This window comes from Streptomyces sp. NPDC043176 (assembly GCF_056436715.1).
This window is the reverse complement of the sequence record NZ_JBWKCA010000007.1, coordinates 34,266-55,071: the sequence shown is the minus strand read 5'-3', so window position 1 is coordinate 55,071 and position 20,806 is coordinate 34,266. Positions and strand designations below refer to the sequence as shown.

Annotated in this window: 18 protein-coding genes; 8 read left to right on the top strand and 10 right to left on the bottom strand. The window is 74.1% G+C overall.

From position 1 onward, the window contains the following. Nucleotides 1–64: 64 nt before the first annotated feature. Complete coding sequence (locus AC067A_RS13685) at nt 65–748, top strand: lysophospholipid acyltransferase family protein (RefSeq protein WP_478618919.1); 684 nt, start codon at nt 65–67, stop codon at nt 746–748. Between the two features lie 42 nt (nt 749–790). Here AC067A_RS13685 and AC067A_RS13680 read toward each other — a convergent pair whose 3' ends face one another. The 6 genes from AC067A_RS13680 to AC067A_RS13655 all read right to left on the bottom strand — a co-directional run bounded on the left by AC067A_RS13680 (nt 791) and on the right by AC067A_RS13655 (nt 7,236). Then, entirely contained in the window at nt 791–1,714 is a 924-nt protein-coding gene (locus AC067A_RS13680) for a glutaminase (protein WP_478618916.1), read from the bottom strand. Beyond that, nucleotides 1,711–2,805: an enoyl-CoA hydratase/isomerase family protein gene (locus AC067A_RS13675; RefSeq protein WP_478618914.1), complete on the bottom strand. Its 1,095-nt coding sequence runs from the start codon at nt 2,803–2,805 to the stop codon at nt 1,711–1,713. The genes AC067A_RS13680 and AC067A_RS13675 overlap by 4 nt, the downstream gene beginning before the upstream one ends. A gap of 526 nt (nt 2,806–3,331) precedes the next feature. Continuing rightward, the gene (locus AC067A_RS13670; protein ID WP_478618911.1) at nt 3,332–4,015 is read right to left on the bottom strand and encodes a GNAT family N-acetyltransferase; all 684 of its coding nucleotides are present in this window, start codon (nt 4,013–4,015) and stop codon (nt 3,332–3,334) included. A 288-nt stretch (nt 4,016–4,303) separates the two neighbouring features. After that, nucleotides 4,304–5,026, bottom strand: a complete 723-nt coding sequence (locus tag AC067A_RS13665) for a ribonuclease H family protein (protein WP_478618909.1) — start codon at nt 5,024–5,026, stop codon at nt 4,304–4,306. A gap of 81 nt (nt 5,027–5,107) precedes the next feature. Continuing rightward, nucleotides 5,108–6,025: a phosphatase domain-containing protein gene (locus tag AC067A_RS13660; protein WP_478618906.1), complete on the bottom strand. Its 918-nt coding sequence runs from the start codon at nt 6,023–6,025 to the stop codon at nt 5,108–5,110. 2 nt (nt 6,026–6,027) lie between these two features. Continuing rightward, nucleotides 6,028–7,236: an RNA ligase gene (locus AC067A_RS13655; RefSeq protein ID WP_478618903.1), complete on the bottom strand. Its 1,209-nt coding sequence runs from the start codon at nt 7,234–7,236 to the stop codon at nt 6,028–6,030. Nucleotides 7,237–7,438: 202 nt separating this feature from the next. Here AC067A_RS13655 and AC067A_RS13650 point away from each other — a divergent pair, with 202 nt between their 5' ends. The 4 genes from AC067A_RS13650 to AC067A_RS13635 all read left to right on the top strand — a co-directional run bounded on the left by AC067A_RS13650 (nt 7,439) and on the right by AC067A_RS13635 (nt 11,549). Then, nucleotides 7,439–7,831: a hypothetical protein gene (locus tag AC067A_RS13650; RefSeq protein WP_478618900.1), complete on the top strand. Its 393-nt coding sequence runs from the start codon at nt 7,439–7,441 to the stop codon at nt 7,829–7,831. Between the two features lie 205 nt (nt 7,832–8,036). Beyond that, nucleotides 8,037–8,618: a dienelactone hydrolase family protein gene (locus AC067A_RS13645; protein WP_478618897.1), complete on the top strand. Its 582-nt coding sequence runs from the start codon at nt 8,037–8,039 to the stop codon at nt 8,616–8,618. A 230-nt stretch (nt 8,619–8,848) separates the two neighbouring features. After that, a complete protein-coding gene (locus AC067A_RS13640; protein WP_478618894.1) occupies nt 8,849–10,027 on the top strand; it encodes a YncE family protein in 1,179 nt (392 codons plus the stop codon). Between the two features lie 142 nt (nt 10,028–10,169). Further along, nucleotides 10,170–11,549 (top strand): NAD(P)/FAD-dependent oxidoreductase, encoded by a 1,380-nt coding sequence (locus AC067A_RS13635; protein WP_478618892.1) that lies wholly within the window; start codon nt 10,170–10,172, stop codon nt 11,547–11,549. 24 nt (nt 11,550–11,573) lie between these two features. On the opposite strand, the gene AC067A_RS13630 is transcribed toward AC067A_RS13635, so the two are convergent. Continuing rightward, entirely contained in the window at nt 11,574–12,365 is a 792-nt protein-coding gene (locus AC067A_RS13630) for a hypothetical protein (protein ID WP_478618890.1), read from the bottom strand. 232 nt (nt 12,366–12,597) lie between these two features. Between AC067A_RS13630 and AC067A_RS13625 the strand changes: the two genes are divergently transcribed. The 3 genes from AC067A_RS13625 to AC067A_RS13615 all read left to right on the top strand — a co-directional run bounded on the left by AC067A_RS13625 (nt 12,598) and on the right by AC067A_RS13615 (nt 15,852). After that, nucleotides 12,598–14,010: a pyridoxal phosphate-dependent decarboxylase family protein gene (locus AC067A_RS13625; protein ID WP_478618887.1), complete on the top strand. Its 1,413-nt coding sequence runs from the start codon at nt 12,598–12,600 to the stop codon at nt 14,008–14,010. Between the two features lie 277 nt (nt 14,011–14,287). After that, nucleotides 14,288–15,367, top strand: a complete 1,080-nt coding sequence (locus AC067A_RS13620; RefSeq protein WP_478618884.1) for an NAD(P)H-dependent amine dehydrogenase family protein — start codon at nt 14,288–14,290, stop codon at nt 15,365–15,367. Continuing rightward, nucleotides 15,364–15,852 (top strand): carboxymuconolactone decarboxylase family protein, encoded by a 489-nt coding sequence (locus AC067A_RS13615; protein WP_150273421.1) that lies wholly within the window; start codon nt 15,364–15,366, stop codon nt 15,850–15,852. Before AC067A_RS13620 ends, AC067A_RS13615 begins: the two co-directional genes overlap by 4 nt. 57 nt (nt 15,853–15,909) lie before the next feature. Here the strand turns inward: AC067A_RS13615 and AC067A_RS13610 are convergent, their stop codons facing one another. From AC067A_RS13610 to AC067A_RS13600, 3 genes are all read right to left on the bottom strand, one after another. Continuing rightward, nucleotides 15,910–17,559: a GMC oxidoreductase gene (locus tag AC067A_RS13610; RefSeq protein ID WP_478618879.1), complete on the bottom strand. Its 1,650-nt coding sequence runs from the start codon at nt 17,557–17,559 to the stop codon at nt 15,910–15,912. A gap of 241 nt (nt 17,560–17,800) precedes the next feature. After that, nucleotides 17,801–19,234, bottom strand: coding sequence for an aspartate ammonia-lyase (locus AC067A_RS13605; protein ID WP_478618876.1), 1,434 nt, complete (start codon nt 19,232–19,234; stop codon nt 17,801–17,803). A gap of 439 nt (nt 19,235–19,673) precedes the next feature. After that, nucleotides 19,674–20,789 carry an asparaginase gene (locus AC067A_RS13600; protein WP_478618874.1) on the bottom strand — a complete coding sequence of 372 codons (1,116 nt, stop codon included), beginning with the start codon at nt 20,787–20,789 and terminating at the stop codon, nt 19,674–19,676. Between the last annotated feature and the right edge of the window lie 17 nt (nt 20,790–20,806).

Here is a 20,806-nt window from a genome sequence, read left to right as displayed (position 1 = left end):
CCGGGACGCACGGCGCGGCGACGATGGTCGGGTCAGCGCATCCTCCCGTGGCAAGGGGCAGTCCGTGCTCAGTCGAATCGCCGCTCGCGTCGTGCCGTTGTTCGGCCGGCTGACCGTCACCGCCGACGCGGGGGCCCGCATCGAGCCCGGCAGCATCCTGGTCGCGAACCACACGTCGACGGCCGACCCCGCACTCGTCCTGGCCGCGCTCCGCAGGGGAGCGGCCGTCGAGCCCGTCGTGCTCGCCACGGCGGGGCTGTGGCGCGTCCCGGTGCTCGGACGGGTCCTGACCCGTGAAGGACACGTGCCGGTGCACCGGAACTCGGCGCGGGCCGCCGCCGCCCTCGACGCCGCGGCCGTCGCGCTCGCCTCGGGCAGGCACGTGATGCTGTACGCCGAGGGGCGCATCCCGCCTCGCGGGGACGCCGGCGAGAACCCGCCCGAGATGTTCCGTACCGGGCTCGCCCGGCTCGCCCGCGCGACCGGCGCGCAGGTCGTGCCGATCGGCCAGGCGGGTGCCCGGCGGATCACCTCGGGGAGCCGCGCGAAGCAGATCGCCGGACTTCTCACGGCTCCCGTCCGCAGACCGGACCTCCACGTCCACATCGGCTCCCCGCTCCGCCTCCCCGACGACGTCGCCGCCGCGACGCTGGTCGCCCACGGCGCCGTCACCGAGGCCTGGCGGACGGCGGCCGCCGCGCTGGGCGAGCCCGCGGCGTTCGGGGACGCCGAGGGACTGGCCGCATAGGCGTGTGAACGGCGGGCTCCCGTCACGGTTCCCGCGGAGGGGTCAGAAGACGGAGAGACCCGTGATGGTCGTGAAGCGGTCGAGAGCGGTCACGCCGGCGACCGAGTTGCCGCGGGCGTCGAGGCCGGGGCTCCAGACGCACAGGGTGCAGCGCCCGGGGACGACGGCGACGACGGCCCCGCCGACGCCGCTCTTGCCGGGGAGGCCGACGCGGTAGGCGAAGTCGCCGGCGGCGTCGTAGGTGCCGCAGGTGAGCATGACGGCGTTGACCTGCTTGGCCTGGCTGCGGGTCAGCAGGCGGGTGCCGTCGGCGCGCAGGCCGTGCCGGGCGAGGAAGCCGGTGGCGAGGGCGAGGTCGGCGCAGGAGGCTTCGAGGGAGCACTGCCGGAAGTACTCGCGCAGCAGGTCGGGGACGGGTCCCGTGATGTTGCCGTAGGAGGCCATGAAGTGGGCGAGGGCCGCGTTGCGGTCGCCGTGCGCGGCCTCCGACGCGGCGACGCCGGGGTCGAAGCCGAGGCCGGGGTTGCCGCTCTCCGCGCGGAGGAAGGCGAGCAGGCTGCCGGAGGCGTCGCCGGTGAGGCGGTGCAGCCGGTCGGTGACGACGAGGGCGCCGGCGTTGATGAACGGGTTGCGCGGGATGCCGTGTTCGTACTCCAGCTGCACGAGGGAGTTGAACGGGTCGCCGGAGGGCTCCCTGCCCACGTGGGCCCAGAGGTCGTCGCCCTCCCCGGCGAGCGCGAGCGCGAGGGTGAAGACCTTGGTGACGGACTGGGTGGAGAACGGGTGCTGCCAGTCCCCCACCCCGTAGACCGTGCCGTCGAGTTCGGCCACGGCCATGCCGAAGCGGTACGGATCGCCCGCGGCGAGGGCCGGGATGTAGTCGGCGGGGGTGCCCCGGTCGGCGAGTTCCGCGATCTCCTCGGCGATGCGGTCGAGGACGGGCCGGAAGGAGGTGTCCGTGGTCATGCGTGGTCTCGGGCGTCCCGGTCCGCGACCGCCGGCACGGTGGCCGCGAGGCCGAGGTCGCCGCCGGCCGGTGCGGTGGAGTAGCGGGCGACGTCCCCCGCGGTGACCTCGGCGAGGGTGGGCGGGGTCCAGCGCGGGTCGCGGTCCTTGTCGACGACCTGGGCGCGGATGCCCTCGACGAGGTCGGGCGTGGTCAGCGCGGCGCAGGAGGCCCGGAACTCCAGGTCCAGGACCTCCTCCAGGGTGCCGAGCAGGCGGGCGCGGCGGACGGCCGCGAGGGTGGCCTTGAGGGCCGTCGGGGACTTCGCCAGGAGGGTCGTGGCGGCCTCCTTGGCGGCGGGGTCGCCGATGTCGAAGAGCCGCTCGACGACGGTCTCCACGTCCTCGGCGCGGTAGCAGGCGTCGATCCACTCCCGCTGTCCGGCGAGGACGCCGGGCGGCGGCGGCGCCGTGTGGCGGGCGACGGCCTCCGCGGCCGGCAGGAGCGTCAGGTCCCGGGCCAGGACGGGCAGTTCGGCGGACGGGACGAAGTGGTCGGCGAGGCCGGTGAGGAGGGCGTCGGCCGCGCCGACCACTGCGCCGGTGAGGGCGAGGTGGGTGCCGAGTTCGCCGGGGGCGCGCCCGAGGAGGTACGTACCGCCGACGTCGGGGACGAAGCCGATGCCGGTCTCCGGCATGGCCACCCGGGAGCGCTCGGTGACGACGCGGACGGAGCCGTGCGCGGAGACGCCCACGCCGCCGCCCATGACGATGCCGTCCATGAGGGCGACGTACGGCTTGGGGTAGCGGGCGATCCGCGCGTTGAGCCGGTACTCGTCCCGCCAGAAGGCCGCGGAGGCGGAGCCCCCGGCGCGCGCGTCCTCGTGGATCGCCCGGATGTCGCCGCCCGCGCACAGGCCCCGCTCGCCCGCTCCCTCGATCACGACCGTGCTGATCCCGGGGTCGTGCTCCCACTCCGTGAGCGCGCCGTCGACGGCGAGGACCATGGCGTGGGTGAGCGCGTTGATGGCGCGGGGCCGGTTCAGGGTGACGAACCCGGCACGGCCCTCCGTCCGGAGGAGTACGTCGGGGGTTCCGGTCGGCACGATCACTCGGTCCTTTCGGGTGGTGCTGCTCGCTGTCCCGGTCACCGTACCGGGCGGGCCCGGGCCCGGACCGGGCGGAGCCGGGTGGCACCGGGGAGACCAGGGCGGGCCGGGAGACCGGGGAGACCAGGGGCGGCCCGGAAGACGAGGGATTCCAGGGACCAGGGGGCCGTGGAAGCCGGGGAGCGGGTCCGAGGGGGCCGGGGAACGCACCGGCGCGGGGCGGGGCGTGGGTCCGGGCTCCAGGGACCGGCCGGCGGGTGCGTCGGGGCGGGGAGCGGGCTCGCCCGACCGGCATGTCAGGGGCGGGAAGGACTCATCCGCTTCTCGCGGATCCTGATTGCACGGTGCGCGGCCCGGTTGCTACCGCTACTCCGCATCCTCACGCGAGTCCTTCCCGTCACCTCCATGGAACCACCCGCGCGACGGGCGCGCTAGCGCCCGCCCGGGCCCCTCGGAACCGGGTCCGCCCCGGCCGCGCGGCGGAGGTACGCCGGGCTGCCGGGGCGGGGGGACGGGGACCGTCGGGGGCTCAGGCCGGGAGCAGGTCCTGGGGGATCCGCACCTGGCGGGGGGTGGCCATGCGGAGCTCGATGATGTCGCGGACGGTGGGCCACTCGTCGTCGAGGATCGAGTAGAAGGCCGTGTCGCGGACGGCTCCGTCGAGTCCCCGCGAGTGGGCCCGGCGGACGCCTTCGCAGGTGGCTCCGAGCCGTTCGATCGCGACTCGGGAGCGGGTGTTGCGGGCGTCGGCGCGCAGGGTGATGCGGCGGACGCCCCAGGCTTCGAAGGCGTGCCGGAGCATGAGGTACTTGGCCTCGGTGTTGATGCCGGTCCCCCGGGCGGCACCGGAGATCCACGTGTTCCCGATCTCGGCGGCGTCCGGGACGGACGTCAGCGGATCGCCGTGGGGCATGCCGGGGACGGGGGGCCAGACCAGCGGCCCCCGCCAGTAGTCGAGTTCGAGGAAACGGGTCGAACCGATGACTTGTTCGTCGGCCGTACTGACCAGGGCGAAGGGCAGGCACCGGCCTGCCGCCTGATCGGAGAGGGCTCGGGCGATGTAGTCGAGGGCCGATTCGAGGCCGTCGGGTACGGGGGTGAAGGCGTAGGCCGATCGGTCCGCCCCGCCGGCCCGCGCGAGGGCTTCGGCGTGCCGCATCGCCAGCGGCTCCAGGCGCACGGAGCGCCCGGTCAGGAGAACAGGTACTGGCACGGAACCTCGGGTCTTTCACGGGCAGGGAGAGCTCCCGCCACGGAGGGGCCGCGGCAGCAGCAGGAGGGAGGTTCTCGCCGGGTGCCGATCACGTCGTGAGAGCGACAAAAGAGCAGGTAAAACGGTTCGTCACCAGGTGCGAGGAGGAACAGTATGCAGCCACAACCGCTCCGAGAACAGAACCCCGGAAGAACCCGCGCCCACACGTGGGTGAAGCCTGCCGCGCACCCCGTTTCGGCGGTCTCACGGGCCGGACGGGGCCGCCCGCCAGTCGGACGGCCCCTTCCTTCAGACGCAGGTGGGATGGCCCCAGCCGTCGGGATTCTTGGCGATCGTCTCGCCCTTGTCGTAGGCCTTGCCGCAGCGGCAGCGGCCGGGAAACTTCGCCTTGAGGGTGCCGCCGGACGGGCGACCCCGGCGGGCCGTGGAGGCCGAGGAAGAGGACGGTGACGAAGCCGGCCTCGAGGAGGAGCGGGCGGAAGCGGAGGTGCGCGCCCGGGGCGCGAAGGCGCGCGTGGGCGCTTCCGGCGGGGGCAGCGGTGCGCCGGTGGCGGAGCCCGTGGGCTCCTGGGTGCGGGCGGTGTGGCTGGCCGCGCGGTCGGCGGCGTCGTTGAGGGGGTCGCCGTCCACCTGGTGGGCGGGGACGTAGACGAAGGCCACGTCCCGGCCGGTGAGCAGTTCGTCGATGCGGACGACGAGCTCCTTGTTGGCGACGGGGCTGCCCGAGGAGGTCTTCCAGCCCTTGCGTCGCCAGCCGGGCAGCCAGGTCGTGACGGCCTTCATGGCGTACTGCGAGTCCATCCGGACCTCGGCCGGCACGCCGGGATCGAGGGCCTCGAGGAGCCGTTCCAGGGCCGTGAGTTCGGCCACGTTGTTGGTCGCCCGGCCGAGCGGGCCCGCCTCCCAGCGGTCGATGCCGCCGTCGGAGCCGCCGATGACCCATGCCCAGGCCGCGGGGCCGGGGTTTCCCTTCGACGCGCCGTCGCACGCCGCGATGATCTTTTCCACCATCCCACGATCCTGACATGGTCACGGGGGTGGGCGGCCCCACCCCCGTGACCGGCCGACCGGAACGTTCCGGCCGGCCTCCGGTCAGAAGGTGCCGTAGTTGACCTGCCAGGTGGGCAGGCCCATGCGGCGCCACAGGGCGACGACGCGGTCGCGGTCGTCGAGGGAGACGCGGACGGCGTAGCGGTGGCGGACATGGGCGTCGAAGAGCTCCGCCTTCACGACGTCGTCGCCGCGGCCGTCGCCGGAGGCCCGCATCCACAGCTCGTCGTACGGGACCTCGTGCCGGGCCAGCCAGGCCTCGGTGAGGATGCGGTGGTCCTCGCTCCGGCCGGACAGCAGGACGATCCGGTCGCGCTCGGCGTGCCGGAAGGCGCGCAGGGCGTCCCGCACGGACGGGTTGAGCAGGTCCTCGTCACAGCGTGTGAAGTCGTACGGGCCCCGGTTGCCGCGCAGGGCGAGGGTGCCGTCGATGTCGCACATGACGGCCGACGGGAGCGCCGGGTCGGCGACGTAGGGCACGCCGGCGGGCCGGTCGTTGAGCCAGTCCGCGGTGAGGCGCCAGCCGCCGCGGGTGGCCTTGGCGTGCTTGTCCGCGAGGAGGCGGATGATCTCCTCGCCGACGGGCCGGTCGCGGGCGGCGTCGCGGCGGACGCACTCGTCGACGGGCACGTCGGTGAAGTCGTGGACGACGAAGGTGGCCGGCCGGCCGGTGAGAGCGGCCTTGAGCCGCTTGGGGATGTGGGGGGTCAGGTGGGTGTTGTCGACGACCACGTCGAAGCCGTCGTCCACGGCCGCGCGGACGGCGGCGTCCTGGATGCCCAGCACGGTCTGCTCGTGCGTGCGGGAGCGCCCGCGGTCGGCCGCCGGGAGGTCGAGCATGGAGCGCAGGTCGTCGAGGTTGACGCGGCGGACGCGCCCCTCGGCGGCGGCCTGGAGGGCGCGGGCGGCCGTCGTCTTCCCGGAGGCCGGGAGGCCGGTCATGACGTGGACGACAGGCACGGTCAGTTCTCCTCGTCGTGGGTGAAGGGGTCGGTTGCGTCGGGGCGTATCTGACGCCACACGAGGAGGTCCGTGGGGCGCCCGTCGAGGCGCAGGAAGAGGGCTGCCCGCAGCCCCCGGTCGGACACGCCCGCGGCGGCGCGGGCGAAGGCGGCCCGGTCCCCGGCGAGGTGCGCCAGGCGAGTGTAGGCCTCGTCGACGGCCCGCTCGCGACGGCCGGCCTCCTCCTCCAGACGCGCGACGACCTCGCGCACCCAGGCGTCGAACTCGTCCGGGACCTGTTCGAGGAGGGCGTCGAGGGGCTTGCCGCCGGAGGCCTCGACGTCGGCGACGGCGCAGCCGATGCCGGTGGCCAGCCGGGCCGCGGGCACGCCGGCGAAGCGCTGGATGCCGTGGCCGCGCCAGATGTCCCGTGCGGTGACGCCGGTGAGCACCTTGTGGAGGCGCACGTACTCGGTGAGCTTGGCCTTGGCGCGCAGGCCGGAGGCGAAGCGCAGCACGAAACCCTCTGCGTCGGTGCCGGTGGCCGGGACGCCGCCGGGGAGGGTGTTGGACTCGGTCAGCTCGGTGAGTTCGGCGACGCTCATGGCGGGCCAGGTGCGGACGACCGAGCCGATGGGCCGCCAGGAGGCGGCCGCCTCGGCGAGCGCGAGCTCCGTGCCGTCCCGGTCGAAGGCGGCGAGCAGGACCAGGTCCCGCCGGTCGCCGTAGTTCACGACGATCCGGTTGTGCGGGTGGAGGATCTCGGCGAGGTAGGTGACGCCCGGCACCAGGCCCGAGGTGTCGGCGCCGTCCAGACGGCGCTGGGCCCAGCCGGCCTGGGCACTGGTGAAGGAGCCCTTGGAGGCGGCGTGCCAGCGGTCCTCGTAGTGGAACACCACGCCGAGGCTGCCGTCGACCTTGTCGTACACCTCGAAGGGTTCGTCGGGCAGCGGCGGCGCGTAGGGGCGGCCGGTGGCGTGTTCGGACAGGTTGAAGAATTTGGGGAGGGGGAGGGCGACGATCCGTCCGGTGGCGTCGTCGGCCACGAGGCCGCGGCAGCGGGTGGTGGCCTCGTTCCAGTGCTGGGCGTACTGGCACGCGCGCGTGTACGTGTAGATCGACAGCGGCAGCTCGGGGTGGCGCTTGCGTGTGATGTGCCCCTCGTCGAGCGCGTCGGCCAGCTCGTCGGACGGCATCAGGTCGTGCAGAGTCAGGGTCGCCTGGCTCATGGGGTCCCTCCCGGGTGTTCGGTGATCCATTCTCGGTCGGGTCCGGGTCGGGAGGACAGCGAATATCCGGCGCGCGGAGCGGTCGGGGGCCCCTTTCGGGCCCGGACGGCGGGCTCCCGATCCCGGGCGTGTCGGTGGTGCCCCGTAGACTCGCGTCGCCCCGTCGGTGACGGAACCGGCGCAGTCGAAGGAAGCGAGCCCCATGAACCACGCGGACGGCACGGCACCGATCTACGCCGAGCTCATACGGGAGCGGGGGGATGTTCCGGGTGACGTCCGCCAGGTCGCCGAGGAGGTTCTGCGGGACCTGAGCCGGGTCATCCAGTTGCCGCCGCAGGGTGTTCCCGCGCCGCAGGCGCCGGTCGCCCACGCCGGTGTCGGCGCGCAGCTCGCCGTCGGCGGCCCCCAGGGCGGCATGAGGCCGAACGGCATGGGACCGGGTGGCATGGGACCGAACGGCATGGGTCAGGGCGGCATGGGTCAGGGCGGCATGGGTCAGGGCGGCATGGGACCGAACGGCATGGGTCAGGGCGCCGCGATGATGGCCCACCCGCAGCCCGGCGCCTCCGTCATGCCGCACCGCCCGCAGCTCTAGGACCTGTCCGGAAGTCCCGTCCGGCTCGCGGCGCCTCGCACGCGCGACCGCCGCGTCGTCGTGCCGGGCTCCGTCGGACCAGGACCTCGCCATGGTCCGCCGGGCAGGACGGGATCCCGTTGTCGGTGCCGTGCGCGATGCTGGCTCCGCAACGGCCTGTGCCACCACGGGGGCGGGCCGCGTTCGGTGATCAGGGGATGACGACATGGCCGAGGTTCTGCTCTTCCATCACGCGCTCGGGCTGACCGAGGGGGTCGCCGCGTTCGCCGGCGAGCTGCGGCGGTCCGGGCACACGGTGCACACGCCCGACCTGTACGACGGCCGCACGTTCACGGACCTGGAAGCCGGCGCGGGGTACGCGGAAGAGGTCGGCTTCGACACGCTCCTGGAGCGTGGCGTGCGAGCCGCCAGGGAGCTGCCCGAGGAGATCGTGTACGCCGGGTTCTCGCTCGGCGTGCTCCCCGCGCAGAAGCTGGCGCAGACCCGGCCCGGGGCGCTCGGCGCCGTGCTGTTGAGCGCGTGCGTGCCGGCGGACACCTTCGGCACGGCCTGGCCGGACGGTGTGCCCGCGCAGGTCCACGGCATGGACGCCGACCCCTGCTTCGCCGACGAGGGGGACGTCGAGGCCGCGCGCGCTCTCGTGGCGGGCGCCGCCGACCGGCGGCTCTTCCTCTACCCCGGGACCTCGCACCTGTTCGCGGAGCGCGGTGCGCCGTCCTACGTGCCGGAGGCGGCCGTCCTGTGCGTGGAGCGGGTGCTCTGCTTCCTCAGCGGCCTCAAGCGCTGAAGCACCGGCCCCACGCGCGGGACGGCAAGGACGGCGCCGAGAGCCGGTCGCCCCGCGCGCCCGGGTCCGGGGTCAGCCGATCGGTGGACCCCCGGGTCGTCCGTTCCGCCGTCGGCGCGGGGCCGGGCGGTGGAGCGGCCGGGTCGGGGTGCGGGCGGAGGATCGGGGCAGGGCGTGGACCCGTCTCCGGCGGGGCCGGCCGCCCGGTCCCCCGTACCGAGGAGTCCGTCATGGCAGCGTTCCGCCGTTCGTCCCGTTCCGCCCGTGTGCCGGTGCCCGCGGCGGTGGCCGTGGCCCTGCTCGCGGGGTGCGCGCAGGGGGCCGGAGGGGCGGCCTCCGCCGCGGACCCGACGCCGCGTGCCCCGGTCTCCTCCGGGGCGACCGGGCCCGGTTCGTCCGTCACCGTGACGCCCGCGCCGGCCGGGACGGGCGCGGGCTCGCCGGGCACCCTGCTCGTCACCGACTTCGGCTCCGACACGGTCACCTTCGTGGACCCCGCGCGCGGTGCGACCGGCTCCGTGGAGGTCGGCACCGCTCCGTACGGGCTGGTGGTCGGCGAGGACGGGCGCGCGTGGGTGGCGACCGCCGAAGGGGTGGCGGTCGTGGACACGGCGACCCGCCGGCGTCTCGCGCTCGTGCCGTACCGCACGGACACCGGCCCGGTGACGACCGGCGAGTACCGGGGCGGGGGCATGGGCATCGCGCTCTCGCCGGACGGGCGCCGGGCGTACGTGGGGGTCAACGTGCCCGGCGGGAACGGCGCACTGGAGGTCGTCGACACGACGGCGCTGCGGGTCGTGGACGCGGTGGAGGTGGGCCGACGCCCGTTCGACGTGGACGTGTCGCGGGACGGCGCCGAGGTGTACGCGACGAACCACGACTCCTTCGACGTCACCGTCGTCGCCGCGGACGCCCTGCGGACGCGCCGGGTGGAGGTCGCCCCGTACGGCACGGAGGGCGGGCTCGGCTCGTGGCTCAAGCCGCACTACACGGCCGTGCGTCCGTCGGACGGCAAGCTGCTGCTGCCCTTCGAGGGCGAGCGCCTCGCGGTGGTCGACCCGCGGACCGGCCGCACGGCGATCGAGCCGATGACCGCGAACACCCACCAGCACGGCGTGACCGTGACCGCCGACGGCACCCTGTTCACCGTGGGCACGGGACCGATCGACCCCGACGCGGACCGCGGCCCGTCCCTGACCGTCCGTACGCCAGCCGGGGCCGAGCGGGTGTACCCGCTGGAGGGGCCGCACGAGAGCGTGGCCGTGTCCCGGGACGGCCGCACCGCCTATGTGACGGGTGGGTTCACCCGGGACGGGTACTGGGACGGGCTGAGCGTCGTCGACCTCGCCTCGGGCGACACCCGGCGCCTCGCCGCGGGATCGCGGCCCCTGGGCGTCGTCGTCCTCTGACGCGCGGGCCTCGCCGAAGAGCGGTACCGAGCCAATGAGGATAGAAAGGGTGAAACGCGGATAGTCGGATGAAGACAGCCCCGTGGGCTCACCTGGCCCGGGGCAATGGCGTGATGCACGCTCCTACGGAAGGGCGGACAGCGTGACTCGACCGAGGATTCTCGTGGTGGGCGCGGGATTCGCCGGAGTGGGCTGTGTGCGGAGGCTCGAACGGCGCCTCGCGGAGCGGGAGGCGTTGATCACGCTCCTGTCGCCGTTCTCGTACCAGCTGTACCTGCCGCTGCTCCCCCAGGTGGCGGCGGGGGTGCTGACCCCGCAGTCGGTGGCCCTGTCGCTGCGGCGCAGTCAGCGGCACCGCACGCGGATCGTCCCGGGCGGCGTGGTGGGGATCGACACGGCGGCCAAGGTCTGCGTGGTGCGCACGATCTCCGGCGAGTACGTGACGGAGCCGTACGACCACCTGGTCCTCGCGCCCGGCAGTGTGACCCGCAGTTTCGACATCCCGGGGCTCGCCGAGCACGCGCGGGGCATGAAGACGCTGGCGGAGGCCGTGTACATCCGCGACCACGTCATCGCCCAACTGGACCTGGCCGACGCGAGCAACGACGAGGAGGAGCGGGCCGCCCGCCTGCGGTTCGTGGTGGTCGGCGGCGGTTACGCGGGCACGGAGACGGCGGCCTGTCTCCAGCTGCTCACCCACAACGCGGTCAAGCGCTACCCGCGGCTCGACCCGAGCCTCATCAAGTGGCACCTGGTCGACATCGCGCCGAAGCTGATGCCGGAACTCGGCGAGAAGCTCGGCTCCGCCGCGACGGACATCCTGACCAAGCGCGGCATCGAGGTCTCGCTGGGCGTCTCGGTCGCCTCGGTCGACGAGAAGACGGTCACGCTCACCGACGGGCGGACGCTGCCCAGCCGGACACTGATCTGGACCGCCGGCGTGGCCGCGAGTCCGCTCATCGGCACGCTCGGCGCGCAGACCCTCCGCGGACGGCTCGTCGTCTCCGCGGAGATGGACGTGCCGGGACTCGAAGGCGTGTGGGCCCTCGGGGACGCGGCCGCGGTGCCCGACCTCGCCAAGGGCGAGGAGGGGGCGATCTGCCCGCCGACCGCGCAGCACGCCATGCGGCAGGGCAAGGCGGTCGCGGACAATCTGGTCGCCACGCTGCGCGGCGAGCCGACGCATCCGTACACGCACAAGGACCTCGGTCTCGTGGTGGACCTCGGCGGCAGGGACGGCGTCTCGAAGCCGCTCGGCGTGGAGCTGCACGGCATGCCGGCGCAGGCCGTGGCCCGGGCGTACCACTGGGGGGCACTGCGGACCAACGTGGCCAAGACCCGCGTGATGACGAACTGGCTGCTCAACGCCGCCGCGGGCGACGACTACGTGCGCACCGGGTTCCTGGCGTCGAAGTCGGGGACGCTGCGGGACTTCGAGTACACGGACGCCTATCTGACGCCGGAGCAGGTACGCAGCCACACCGCCTCGTTCCGCGGGGCGGTCGGGGCCGGCGGCGACTGACCCGGCCCCGGCCGGCCGGCCCCGTCAGCGCGCCAGATCGGCGGCCGGGCCCATGACGACGACGGGCTCCCCGGCCGGGTCGAGGGCGCGGAGGAGTTCGCGGAGTGCTTCGCGTTCCAGCGTCACGCAGGCCTGGGTGGGCCCGCCGTGGTCGACGTGGATCCAGACGCCGCCGCCTCTCCCGGCGCCGAGGGGGCGTTCCTTGTCGAGCGGGGTCCGGCCGGGGACCCGGTTGTAGTCGATGGCGACGACGTGGTCGAAGGAGCCTTCGAGGGGCTCGCCGGAGAAGCCCGTGCCGCTGATCGCGAACTCGGCGTCCTGGTCGTAGGGGAGGCGGGCCCCGGGGTCCGGCAGGCGGCCTCCCGCGTCGCCGAGCCGGAAGACGCCGATCGGGGTGCGCAGGTCCCCCGCGAAGTGCTCCGGGGTCCAGCCGCGCAGCGCGTTGTGCGCGGGCCAGGGGCCGGCGGACTCGGTCCAGCGGCCGGCCGGGCCCCGTGCGTACAGCGTCGCGGTGGCCGTGTTGTCGTCCGGCCCCGTGCCGGTGACGACGAGCGCCTGGGAGGTGCCGTCGGGCACGAAGGCGTGGGTGGCGGGGCCGATGCCGGGGATGCGGGCCGCGGGGGCCGGCGCGGACGCGAGGCTGTTCGCGGCGGTGTCGGGCCGGGTCCCCTCGGGGCGGGCGTCGCCCGCCGCGGGCGCGCTCGTGGGACTGTGCGCGGGGGCGGGTGGCGCGGTGCTCGCGCAGCCGGTGAGCAGCAGGGCCGCGCACAGTGTGCCGGCGCCGAGCAGCGCGGGGGCGCCCTTGCGTACGGACATGGGACGGCATCCTCCTGGCCGGGGGCAATGCAGCGATCCGTACCCGTTCGGTGGTCCGCGCGTCACGCCGTGCCCGCGGCCTCACCCGTACGGCCGCTTCCGCGGTGGCGGAGGGACGTCGTTCGTGGCAGACCGCGGTCCGGTCCACCGGATGCCGACGGGGCTTCGTACCAGGCCACCTTCCGCGGATTGGCCCCCGCGCGAGCGCTGGCGGGCTGTCTACGCTGAGGCCATGCACCCCACGCTCGCCGCCGACCTCGACCGGCTTCCCGAACTCCTGCAGTCCGCCCGCGACTTCGCGGCCCGTGAGCTCTCCGGGCTCGGGGAGAGGCCGGTGGCCACCGCGGCGAAGGCGCCCGACGCCGGTCCGCTCCCGGTGGCGGGGGTCGGCGCGCAGGGCGCGCTGGAGCGGTTCGCCGAGCGCTGGGAGCCGGGGTTCTCCGGCTCGGCGGGGCCGCGCTACCTCGGCTTCGTGACCGGCGGCGCCACGCCCGCCGCCCTCACCGGCGACTGGCTCACCGGCGCGTACGACCAGAACGGTTCGAGTGGGGGCGGTTCGACCGCCGACGCCCTGGAGCGCGAGACGCTGGGCTGGCTGCGCGAGTTGTTCGGTCTGGGCGAGGCGCACCGGGGCGCGTTCGTGAGCGGTGCCACGATGTCCAACACCGTGGGTCTCGCCGTGGCCCGGGAGTGGCTGGGCGAGCGCCGGGGGGTGTCGGTGTCCCGGGAGGGGGTGGCCGCGCTCGGTCCTGTGCACGTGCTGTCCGGGAGCCCGCACTCCAGCGTCACGAAGGCGCTGTCCTTCCTGGGGGTCGGCCGCGACCGGCTGCGGCCGGTGCCGCTGCTCGGAGGGGCGCGCGAGGCCGTGGACGTGGGGCGCCTCGCGGAGGCGCTGGAGGCGCTGGCCGGGGAGCCCGCCGTGGTGGTCGCCAACGCCGGGACGGTGAACACGGTCGACTTCGACGATCTGCGGGCGATCGGCGCGTTGAAGGAGCGGTACGACTTCTGGCTGCACGTGGACGCCGCGTTCGGCGCGTTCGCCGCGCTCTCCCCGGCGCACGCGCCGCTGGTCGACGGGCTCGACGCCGCCGACTCGATCTGTGTGGACCTGCACAAGTGGCTGAACGTCCCGTACGACGCGGCCGTCCAGTTCACCCGCCGTCAGGACCTCCAGGTGCGGGTCTTCCACAACGAGTCGCCGTATCTGGGCATGCCCGCCGGCACCCCCGCGTTCCTCCATCTGACGCCGGAGAACTCGCGGCGGCTGCGGGCCCTGGCGACCTGGTTCTCGCTGACCGCGTACGGGCGCGAGGGCCACGCCGAGATCGTGGAGCGGTGCGTGGCACTGGCCCGGCGGCTCGGCGAGGGGATCTCCGCCGTCCCCGGGCTGCGACTCCTCGCGCCGGTGCACCTGAACGTCGTCTGCTTCACCCTCGCCGACGACCCGACGGCGGAGCGGCTGGAGGCCCTGGCGGGGGCGGTGGCGGACTCGGGCGAGGCGTTCCTCACCCCCACGGTCCTGCACGGGACGCCCGCCCTGCGCGCCGCGTTCAGCAACTGGCGTACGACGGAGGCGGACACGGACCGCGTCCGGGAGGCGCTCGCGCGGGCGGTCCGGGGGCTTCGCGCGGCGGTGGACGGGTGACCGCCGACGCCCGGACCGGCGGGGGACGGGTGACCGGCGGGGGACGGGTGACCGGCGGGGGACGGGTGACCGGCGGTGGCCGGACCGAAAGCGGTTGACCCGGCCACGGGGGCGCGGTTTCACGGAGGCGGAGCGCTGTCTCCTGCCGGGCGACACGATTCCGTTCGTCGCGCTGCGGCTGGGCTGACGGGCCGTCCCCGCACCGCCAACTGACGATCCGTCAGATCTTTGTGTCACGGGTCTGGGAACCTTCGGCGCCCGGCGCTACCCTCCGCGCATGATTCGGACGGTGGTGTGGGGTACCGGAAATGTCGGGCGCGCGGCCATTCGCGCCGTGGACGCCCATCCAGGCCTGGAACTCGCGGCGGTGCTGGTGTCCGACCCGGCGAAGGTCGGGCGGGACGCGGGCCGGCTCGCGGGGCTCGGGTACGACCTCGGGGTGGCGGCCGACGACGACGTCGGGGCCGTGCTCGACGGGCGGCCGGGGGCTGTGGTGTACGCGGCTTCCGGCGACACCCGGCCCGACGGGGCGCTCGCCGACGTGGCACGGGCGGTGGCGGCGGGCGCGGTGGTGGTGACGCCCGCCCTCTACCCGCTGTACGACCAGCGCAACGCGCCGCCGGAGTTCCGGGACCCGGTGCTCGCGGCGGTCGCCGAGGGCGGCGGCTCGCTGTTCGTGTCCGGCGTGGACCCGGGCTGGGGCAACGACGTGCTGCCGCTGCTGGTGAGCGGTCTCGCCGCCACCGTGGACGTGGTCCGCTGCCAGGAGATCTTCGACTACTCCACGTACGAGCAGGAGGAGTCGGTCCGGGAGCTGGTGGGAATGGGCCGGCCGATGGACTACGAGCCGCCGATGCTGTGGCCCTCGGTTCCCACCATGATCTGGGGCGGGCAGATACGGCTGATGGCCCGCGCCCTCGGCGCCGAACTCGACGAGATCCGCGAGACGATGGAGCGCCGCCCGCTGGAGTCCACCGTGAAGACACGGACGATGGGCGTCTTCGAGGCCGGTACGCAGGGTGCGATCCGCTTCGAGGTGCAGGGCATCGTCGGCGGGGAGCCCCGCATCGTCATCGAGCACGTCACCCGGATCCATCCCTCGTGCGCGCCGGACTGGCCGGTGCCGCCGGACGGGGCGGGGGCGCACCGGGTGATCGTCGAGGGAAGTCCCCGGATCGAGGTGACGGTGGCGGCGACCGACGAGGGCGAGAACCGGTCGGCGGGTGGGAACGCCACGGCGGTGGGCCGGCTCGTCGGGGCGATCGACTGGCTGGTGGCGGCGGAACCGGGACTGTACGACGCGCTGGACGTACCGCTGCGGCCCGCGGTCGGGAAGCTGGGAAGGAGAACACGGTGATCATCGACATTCCCGAGGGCCAGGAGCCCATCGGGTACGTGTGGGGCGACATGGTGCCGGAGATCGGGACGGCGGCGGCGAACTTCTCGCTGTCGGTGTACGCCCACACGACCCTGGGGCTGCGCGAGTTCGAGGCGGCCCGGCTGCGGATCGCGCAGATCAACGGCTGCGGGTTCTGCCTGGACTGGCGTACCGACCGGGACGGCGAGAAGGTCGAGGACGGCTTCGACGAGGTGGTCGCGGCCTGGCGGGAGACGGAGGTCTCGGAGAGCTTCGACGAGCGGACGAGGCTCGCGGCCGAGTACGCGGAGCGGTACGCGCTGGACCACCACGGCCTCGACGAGGAGTTCTGGGCGCGGATGACGGCCCGGTACAGCCAGGCCGAGATCGTGGAGCTGACGATGAGCCTGGGCTCGTGGCTGGCGTTCGGGCGGCTGAACCGGGTGCTCGGGCTCGACACGGTGTGCGTGCTGCCGACGCACTGAGGAGCGCGAAGAGGGGCCGGCCGGTGTTCCGGCCGGCCCCTCGTGCCGTTCACGAGGTCAGAAGTCCTCGGCGACGATCCGTTCGATGTTGCGTTCGGCGAGGGCCGTGATGGTGACGAAGGGGTTGACGCTGGTGTTGCCGGGGATCAGGGATCCGTCGATGGCGTAGAGGCCGGGGTGGCCGTGGAGCCGGCCGTAGTTGTCGGTCGCCCTGCCCAGGACCGCGCCGCCGAGCGGGTGGTACGTGAGGTGGTCGCCCCAGATCTTGTACGCGCCGAAGAGGTCGGTGCGGTAGATCGTGCCCTCCTTGCTGTTGATCTTGTCGAAGATGGACTTGGCCATGTCGATGGACGTCTGCTTCCAGGCCCGGTCCCAGCTCAGGTCGACCCTGCCGGTGGAGGGGTTCCAGGAGAACTCGGCACGGCGCGGCGTGCGCGTGATCGAGAGGTAGAAGGAGGCGTAGGTCTCGATGCCGGTGGGCAGCGGGGCGACCTCGGCGAAGGCTCCGCCGGCGTTCCAGTTGTCGATGCCCGCGGTGGGCATGGAGGACTGGAGCTTTCCGGTCGGGTCCCACATGTGGTTGGCCCGGCCGCACATGACGTTGCCGTTGTCGCCCCAGCCCTTGCCGATGTGCTCGTTGAGCGACGGCAGGGCGCCGGTCGCCTTGAGGCGGGTGAGGAGCTTGCTGGTGCCGACGCTGCCCGCGGCGAAGAAGACCCGGTCCGCGCGGACGGTCTTGGTGACGAGGGTCGCGCCGGTGGTGTCGATCTGGTCGATGACGACGGTGTAGCCGCCGGCGGCGGCCGGACTGACGGAGGTCACCCGGTGCAGCGGGGAGACGCTCACCCGGCCGGTGGCGGCGGCCTGGGCGAGGTACGTCTTCTGGAGGCTCTTCTTGCCGGCGTTGTTGCCGTAGATGACCTCGCCCGCCAGGGCGGACTTCTGGACGGACCCGGCGGCCTCCTGCTTCATGTAGTCCCAGTCGTAGACGTTGGGCACGAACACGAAGGGGAAGCCGGAGCGCTGGGCGTGTTTGCGGCCGACGCGGGCGTACTGGTAACAGTCCGCGTTCTCCCACCAGTTCACGTCCACCGAGGTGACGCCCAGGCCCGCGTTGGCGCGCGGGTAGTAGGTGGCGTACATCTCGGCCGGGTCGACGGTCGGGAGGATCTCCGGGAAGCGCTCCCGGAGGGGTGTGACGGCCATGCCGCCGTTGACGAGGGAGCCTCCGCCGACGCCGCGCCCCTGGTAGACGGTGATCCCGGCGAAGTCCTCGGCGTCGAGGATGCCGGTGTGGACGGGAACGTCCTTGTCCAGGGGGAAGCCGAGGAACTGGCTCAGGGGCTGCTTGGTTCGGGTGCGCAGCCAGAAGGAGCGGTAGTCCGGGGTGGTGGTGTTCGCGAAGATCTTGCCGTCGGGGCCGGGGGCGTCCCAGGCCATGCCCATCTCGATCATGTGGACGTCCACGCCCGCGCGGGCGAGCCGCAGGGCGGCGACGGAGCCGCCGTAGCCGGTGCCGATGACGAGGGCGCGCACCTGGGACCCGTCGGTGATGGGGGTGCAGTTCAGGCCGGGGACCTCGGCGCGGGCGGGGGTCGTGATCGTGCCGGCGAGGGCTGCGGCGCCGAGAACAGAACCTGTTCCCGCGAGAAAACTGCGGCGGCTTACGCGGTGGTTTCCCTGGGCGGACAGGGGGTGTTCACTCATGTGATCTTCCTCACTCGCGAGTGAATGGGAACACGTTCTACGACTGGCCGCCGAGGAAGTCACGAGAAACTGCCGGGTAACTTCCGGCCGGACACGCCCTCTTGATCGCCTCTGCTATGGACGTGGCATGGGCCCGCGCCGCGGGCGGCGGCTCCGCCCGACCCCCGCACGCGGCGGCTCCCGGCACGATGACAGGCCGCAGAGGGCCCGCCACCGTGTCGGGAGCCGGTGGAGCGGGTGCTCAGGCGAGCGACGTGCCCGGGGCGCCGGTCAGGCGCTCGGGGGTGAGGAGTTCGGCGAGGCGCTGGGCGGGCAGCAGGCCCTTCTCCAGGGTGAGCTCGACGACTCCGCGGCCGGTGGCGAGCGCCTCCTGGGCGATGGCGGTGGCGGCGGTGTAGCCGAGGTGCGGGTTGAGGGCGGTGGCGAGGCCGATGGAGTTCTCCACAGCGGCCCGCAGCGCCTCGGTGTTGGCGGTGATGCCGGTGACGCAGCGCTCGGCGAGGGTCAGACAGGCGGCGCGCAGCGAGAGCAGGCTCTTCGACAGGGCGTGGAAGATGACCGGTTCGAAGGCGTTGAGCTGGAGCTGTCCCCCCTCGGCGGCCATCGTGATGGTGATGTCGTTGCCGATGACCTCGAAGGCGACCTGGTTGACGACCTCGGGGATCACCGGGTTGACCTTGCCGGGCATGATGCTGGAACCGGCCTGGACCGGCGGCAGGTTGATCTCGTTGAGGCCGGCCCGCGGGCCGGAGGAGAGCAGCCGCAGGTCGTTGCAGGTCTTGGAGAGCTTGACCGCGATGCGCTTGAGGACGCCGGAGAGCTGGACGAAGGCGCCGCAGTCCTGGGTGGCCTCGATGAGGTTGGCGGAGGTGACGAGCGGCAGCCCGGTCAGCTCGGCGAGGTGCCGGCGGGCGGTCTCGGCGTACCCCGGGGCGGCGTTGAGGCCGGTCCCGATGGCGGTGGCACCGAGGTTGATCTCGTGGATGAGCTCGATCGCCTCGGCGAGCCGGCCGCGGTCCTCCTCCAGCATCACCGCGTACGTGGAGAACTCCTGGCCCAGCGTCATGGGCACCGCGTCCTGGAGCTGGGTGCGGCCCATCTTCACGACGTCGCGGAACTCCAGGGCCTTGGCGGCGAAGGCGTCCTGGAGGACCGCCATGGCCTTCAGGAGTTCCCGGGCGGCGCCGATGGCGGCGATGCGGATCGCCGTCGGGTAGACGTCGTTGGTCGACTGGCCGAGGTTGACGTCCTCGTTGGGGTGCAGTCGCGCGTAGTCGCCCTTGGGGCGGCCGAGCAGCTCCAGGGCCCGGTTGGCGACGACCTCGTTGGCGTTCATGTTGGTGGACGTGCCGGCGCCGCCCTGGACGACGTCCACGACGAACTGGTCGTGGAGCCGTCCCGTACGGATCTCCCGGCAGGCGCCGGCGATGGCGGCGGCCTTGTCGGCGGGGAGCAGGCCGAGCTCCTCGTTGGCGCGGGCCGCGGCCTCCTTGACGGCGGCCAGCGCGTCGATCAGGAGGGGGTAGGCGGAGATCGGGGTGCCGGTGATGGCGAAGTTCTCGGTGGCGCGCAGCGTGTGGACGCCCCAGTAGGCGTCGGCCGGGACCTCCCGGTCGCCGAGCAGGTCGTGCTCGGTGCGGACCGGTGCGTCGTGCGGAGCCGGTGCGGGAACCATGGATGCCGTCCTTGAGGAGTGCGGGGCGTGCGAAGGAGCGGGGCCGCCGACCTGTACGGCGCCGGGGCACCCGCGGTGGGAGGCGGATGCTCGCCGCCGCGTACGGCGACGGGGACACCCGCGCGGTGAGAGACGGATGCTCGTCGCCTGCGGCGACGGGACACCCGCGCGGAGAGGGGCGGGCACTCGCCGACGCGCACCACGGGACGCTCGCGCCGGTGAAGAGCGGGCACTCGCCGGCGCGCACGACGGGGCATCCGCGCCGGTGAACGGCGGGCGCTCGTCGGCGCGCGGGCCGGGGGCACGCGCGCGGTGCGAGGCGGGAGCGCGGCGGCGCGTACGGCGCCGGAGGGCGTCCGCGCGGTGGGGTTGGGCTCCGGCTCGCGGGCGGGCGGGGGGATGCACCGCCCGCGAGCCGGGGTTCTGGGGGGTGCGCCGGTCAGGCGCGGCCCGCGACGGCCGTGGCGGACCGGGAGCCGCCGGTGGCGAGGGCGGGCTCGGCGCGGACCGGGCCCTGCAGGAGGCGGCGCAGCAGGGCGGTGCTGCGGGCGGGGTCGCCGCTGCCGCCGTCGGCGAGAAGCGTGGCGAGGAGGGCGATCCGGGCCTGGGCGGACCGGAGCGTGCCGGTCAGCACGGCGCCGGCGGCGACGAGGTCGACCGCGCCGCCGCCCGTGTAGATCTCGGCGAGCGGCCCGGCGGGCACCCGGGTGCTGACGGCGACGAGGACGCCCTGGGCGACCGCGTCCGCGACGGCGGCGACGATCTCCGGGGTGGCGTTGCCCGCGCCGGTCGCCTCCAGGACGATGCCCCGGGCGCCGGCGGCGACGGCCGCGTTCAGGAGGAACGGGTCGCCGTCGGAGTGGTGGGTGACGATGTCGACGCGCGGCAGCGGGGTGGCGTCGGGGCCGGTGGCGCCGGGTGTCGCGGTCCCCGCGGCGGCGGGGAGCGGCAGCGGCGCCGGGCGCTCCGGCTGGCGCTCGATGTCGACGCGGGAGAAGCCGACGCGGCCGAGGCGCTCGGCGGAGGGGTCGGAGAAGGCGTCGGCGGCGAGCGTCTGGGTCTTGACGGTGCCGCGTGCCGCGTGGACGCGGCCGTCGAAGACGACCAGGACGCCGAGTTCGCGGACGCTCGCGGCGACCTGGAGCGCGTCGTACAGGTTGCCGGGGCCGTCGCCGTCGCCGGTGCCGAAGGGGCGCTGGGCGCCGGTGAGGACGACCGGGCGGGCGTCGACGTGGTGGAGGTCGAGGAGGAAGGCCGTCTCTTCCAGCGTGTCGGTGCCGTGGGTGACCACGACGCCGTCGACGCCGGGGTCGGCGAACGTCTCGTGGACGGTCCGGAGCAGGGCGAGCTGGTGTGCGGCGGTCATGCGGGAGCTGTTGACGTTGAAGAGGTCGACGACCTCGACGGTGACGCCCTCGGGGAGGGGCGCGGTGGCCAGGACGTCGTCGCCCGAGGCGTCCGCCGCGTACCCGGTGCCCTGCCAGCGGCTGGCGATCGTGCCGCCCGTGCTGATGACGACGATCCGGCGCGCTCCCCCGTCGTTCGTCCGCTTCATGCCTGCCGTCCTCACTC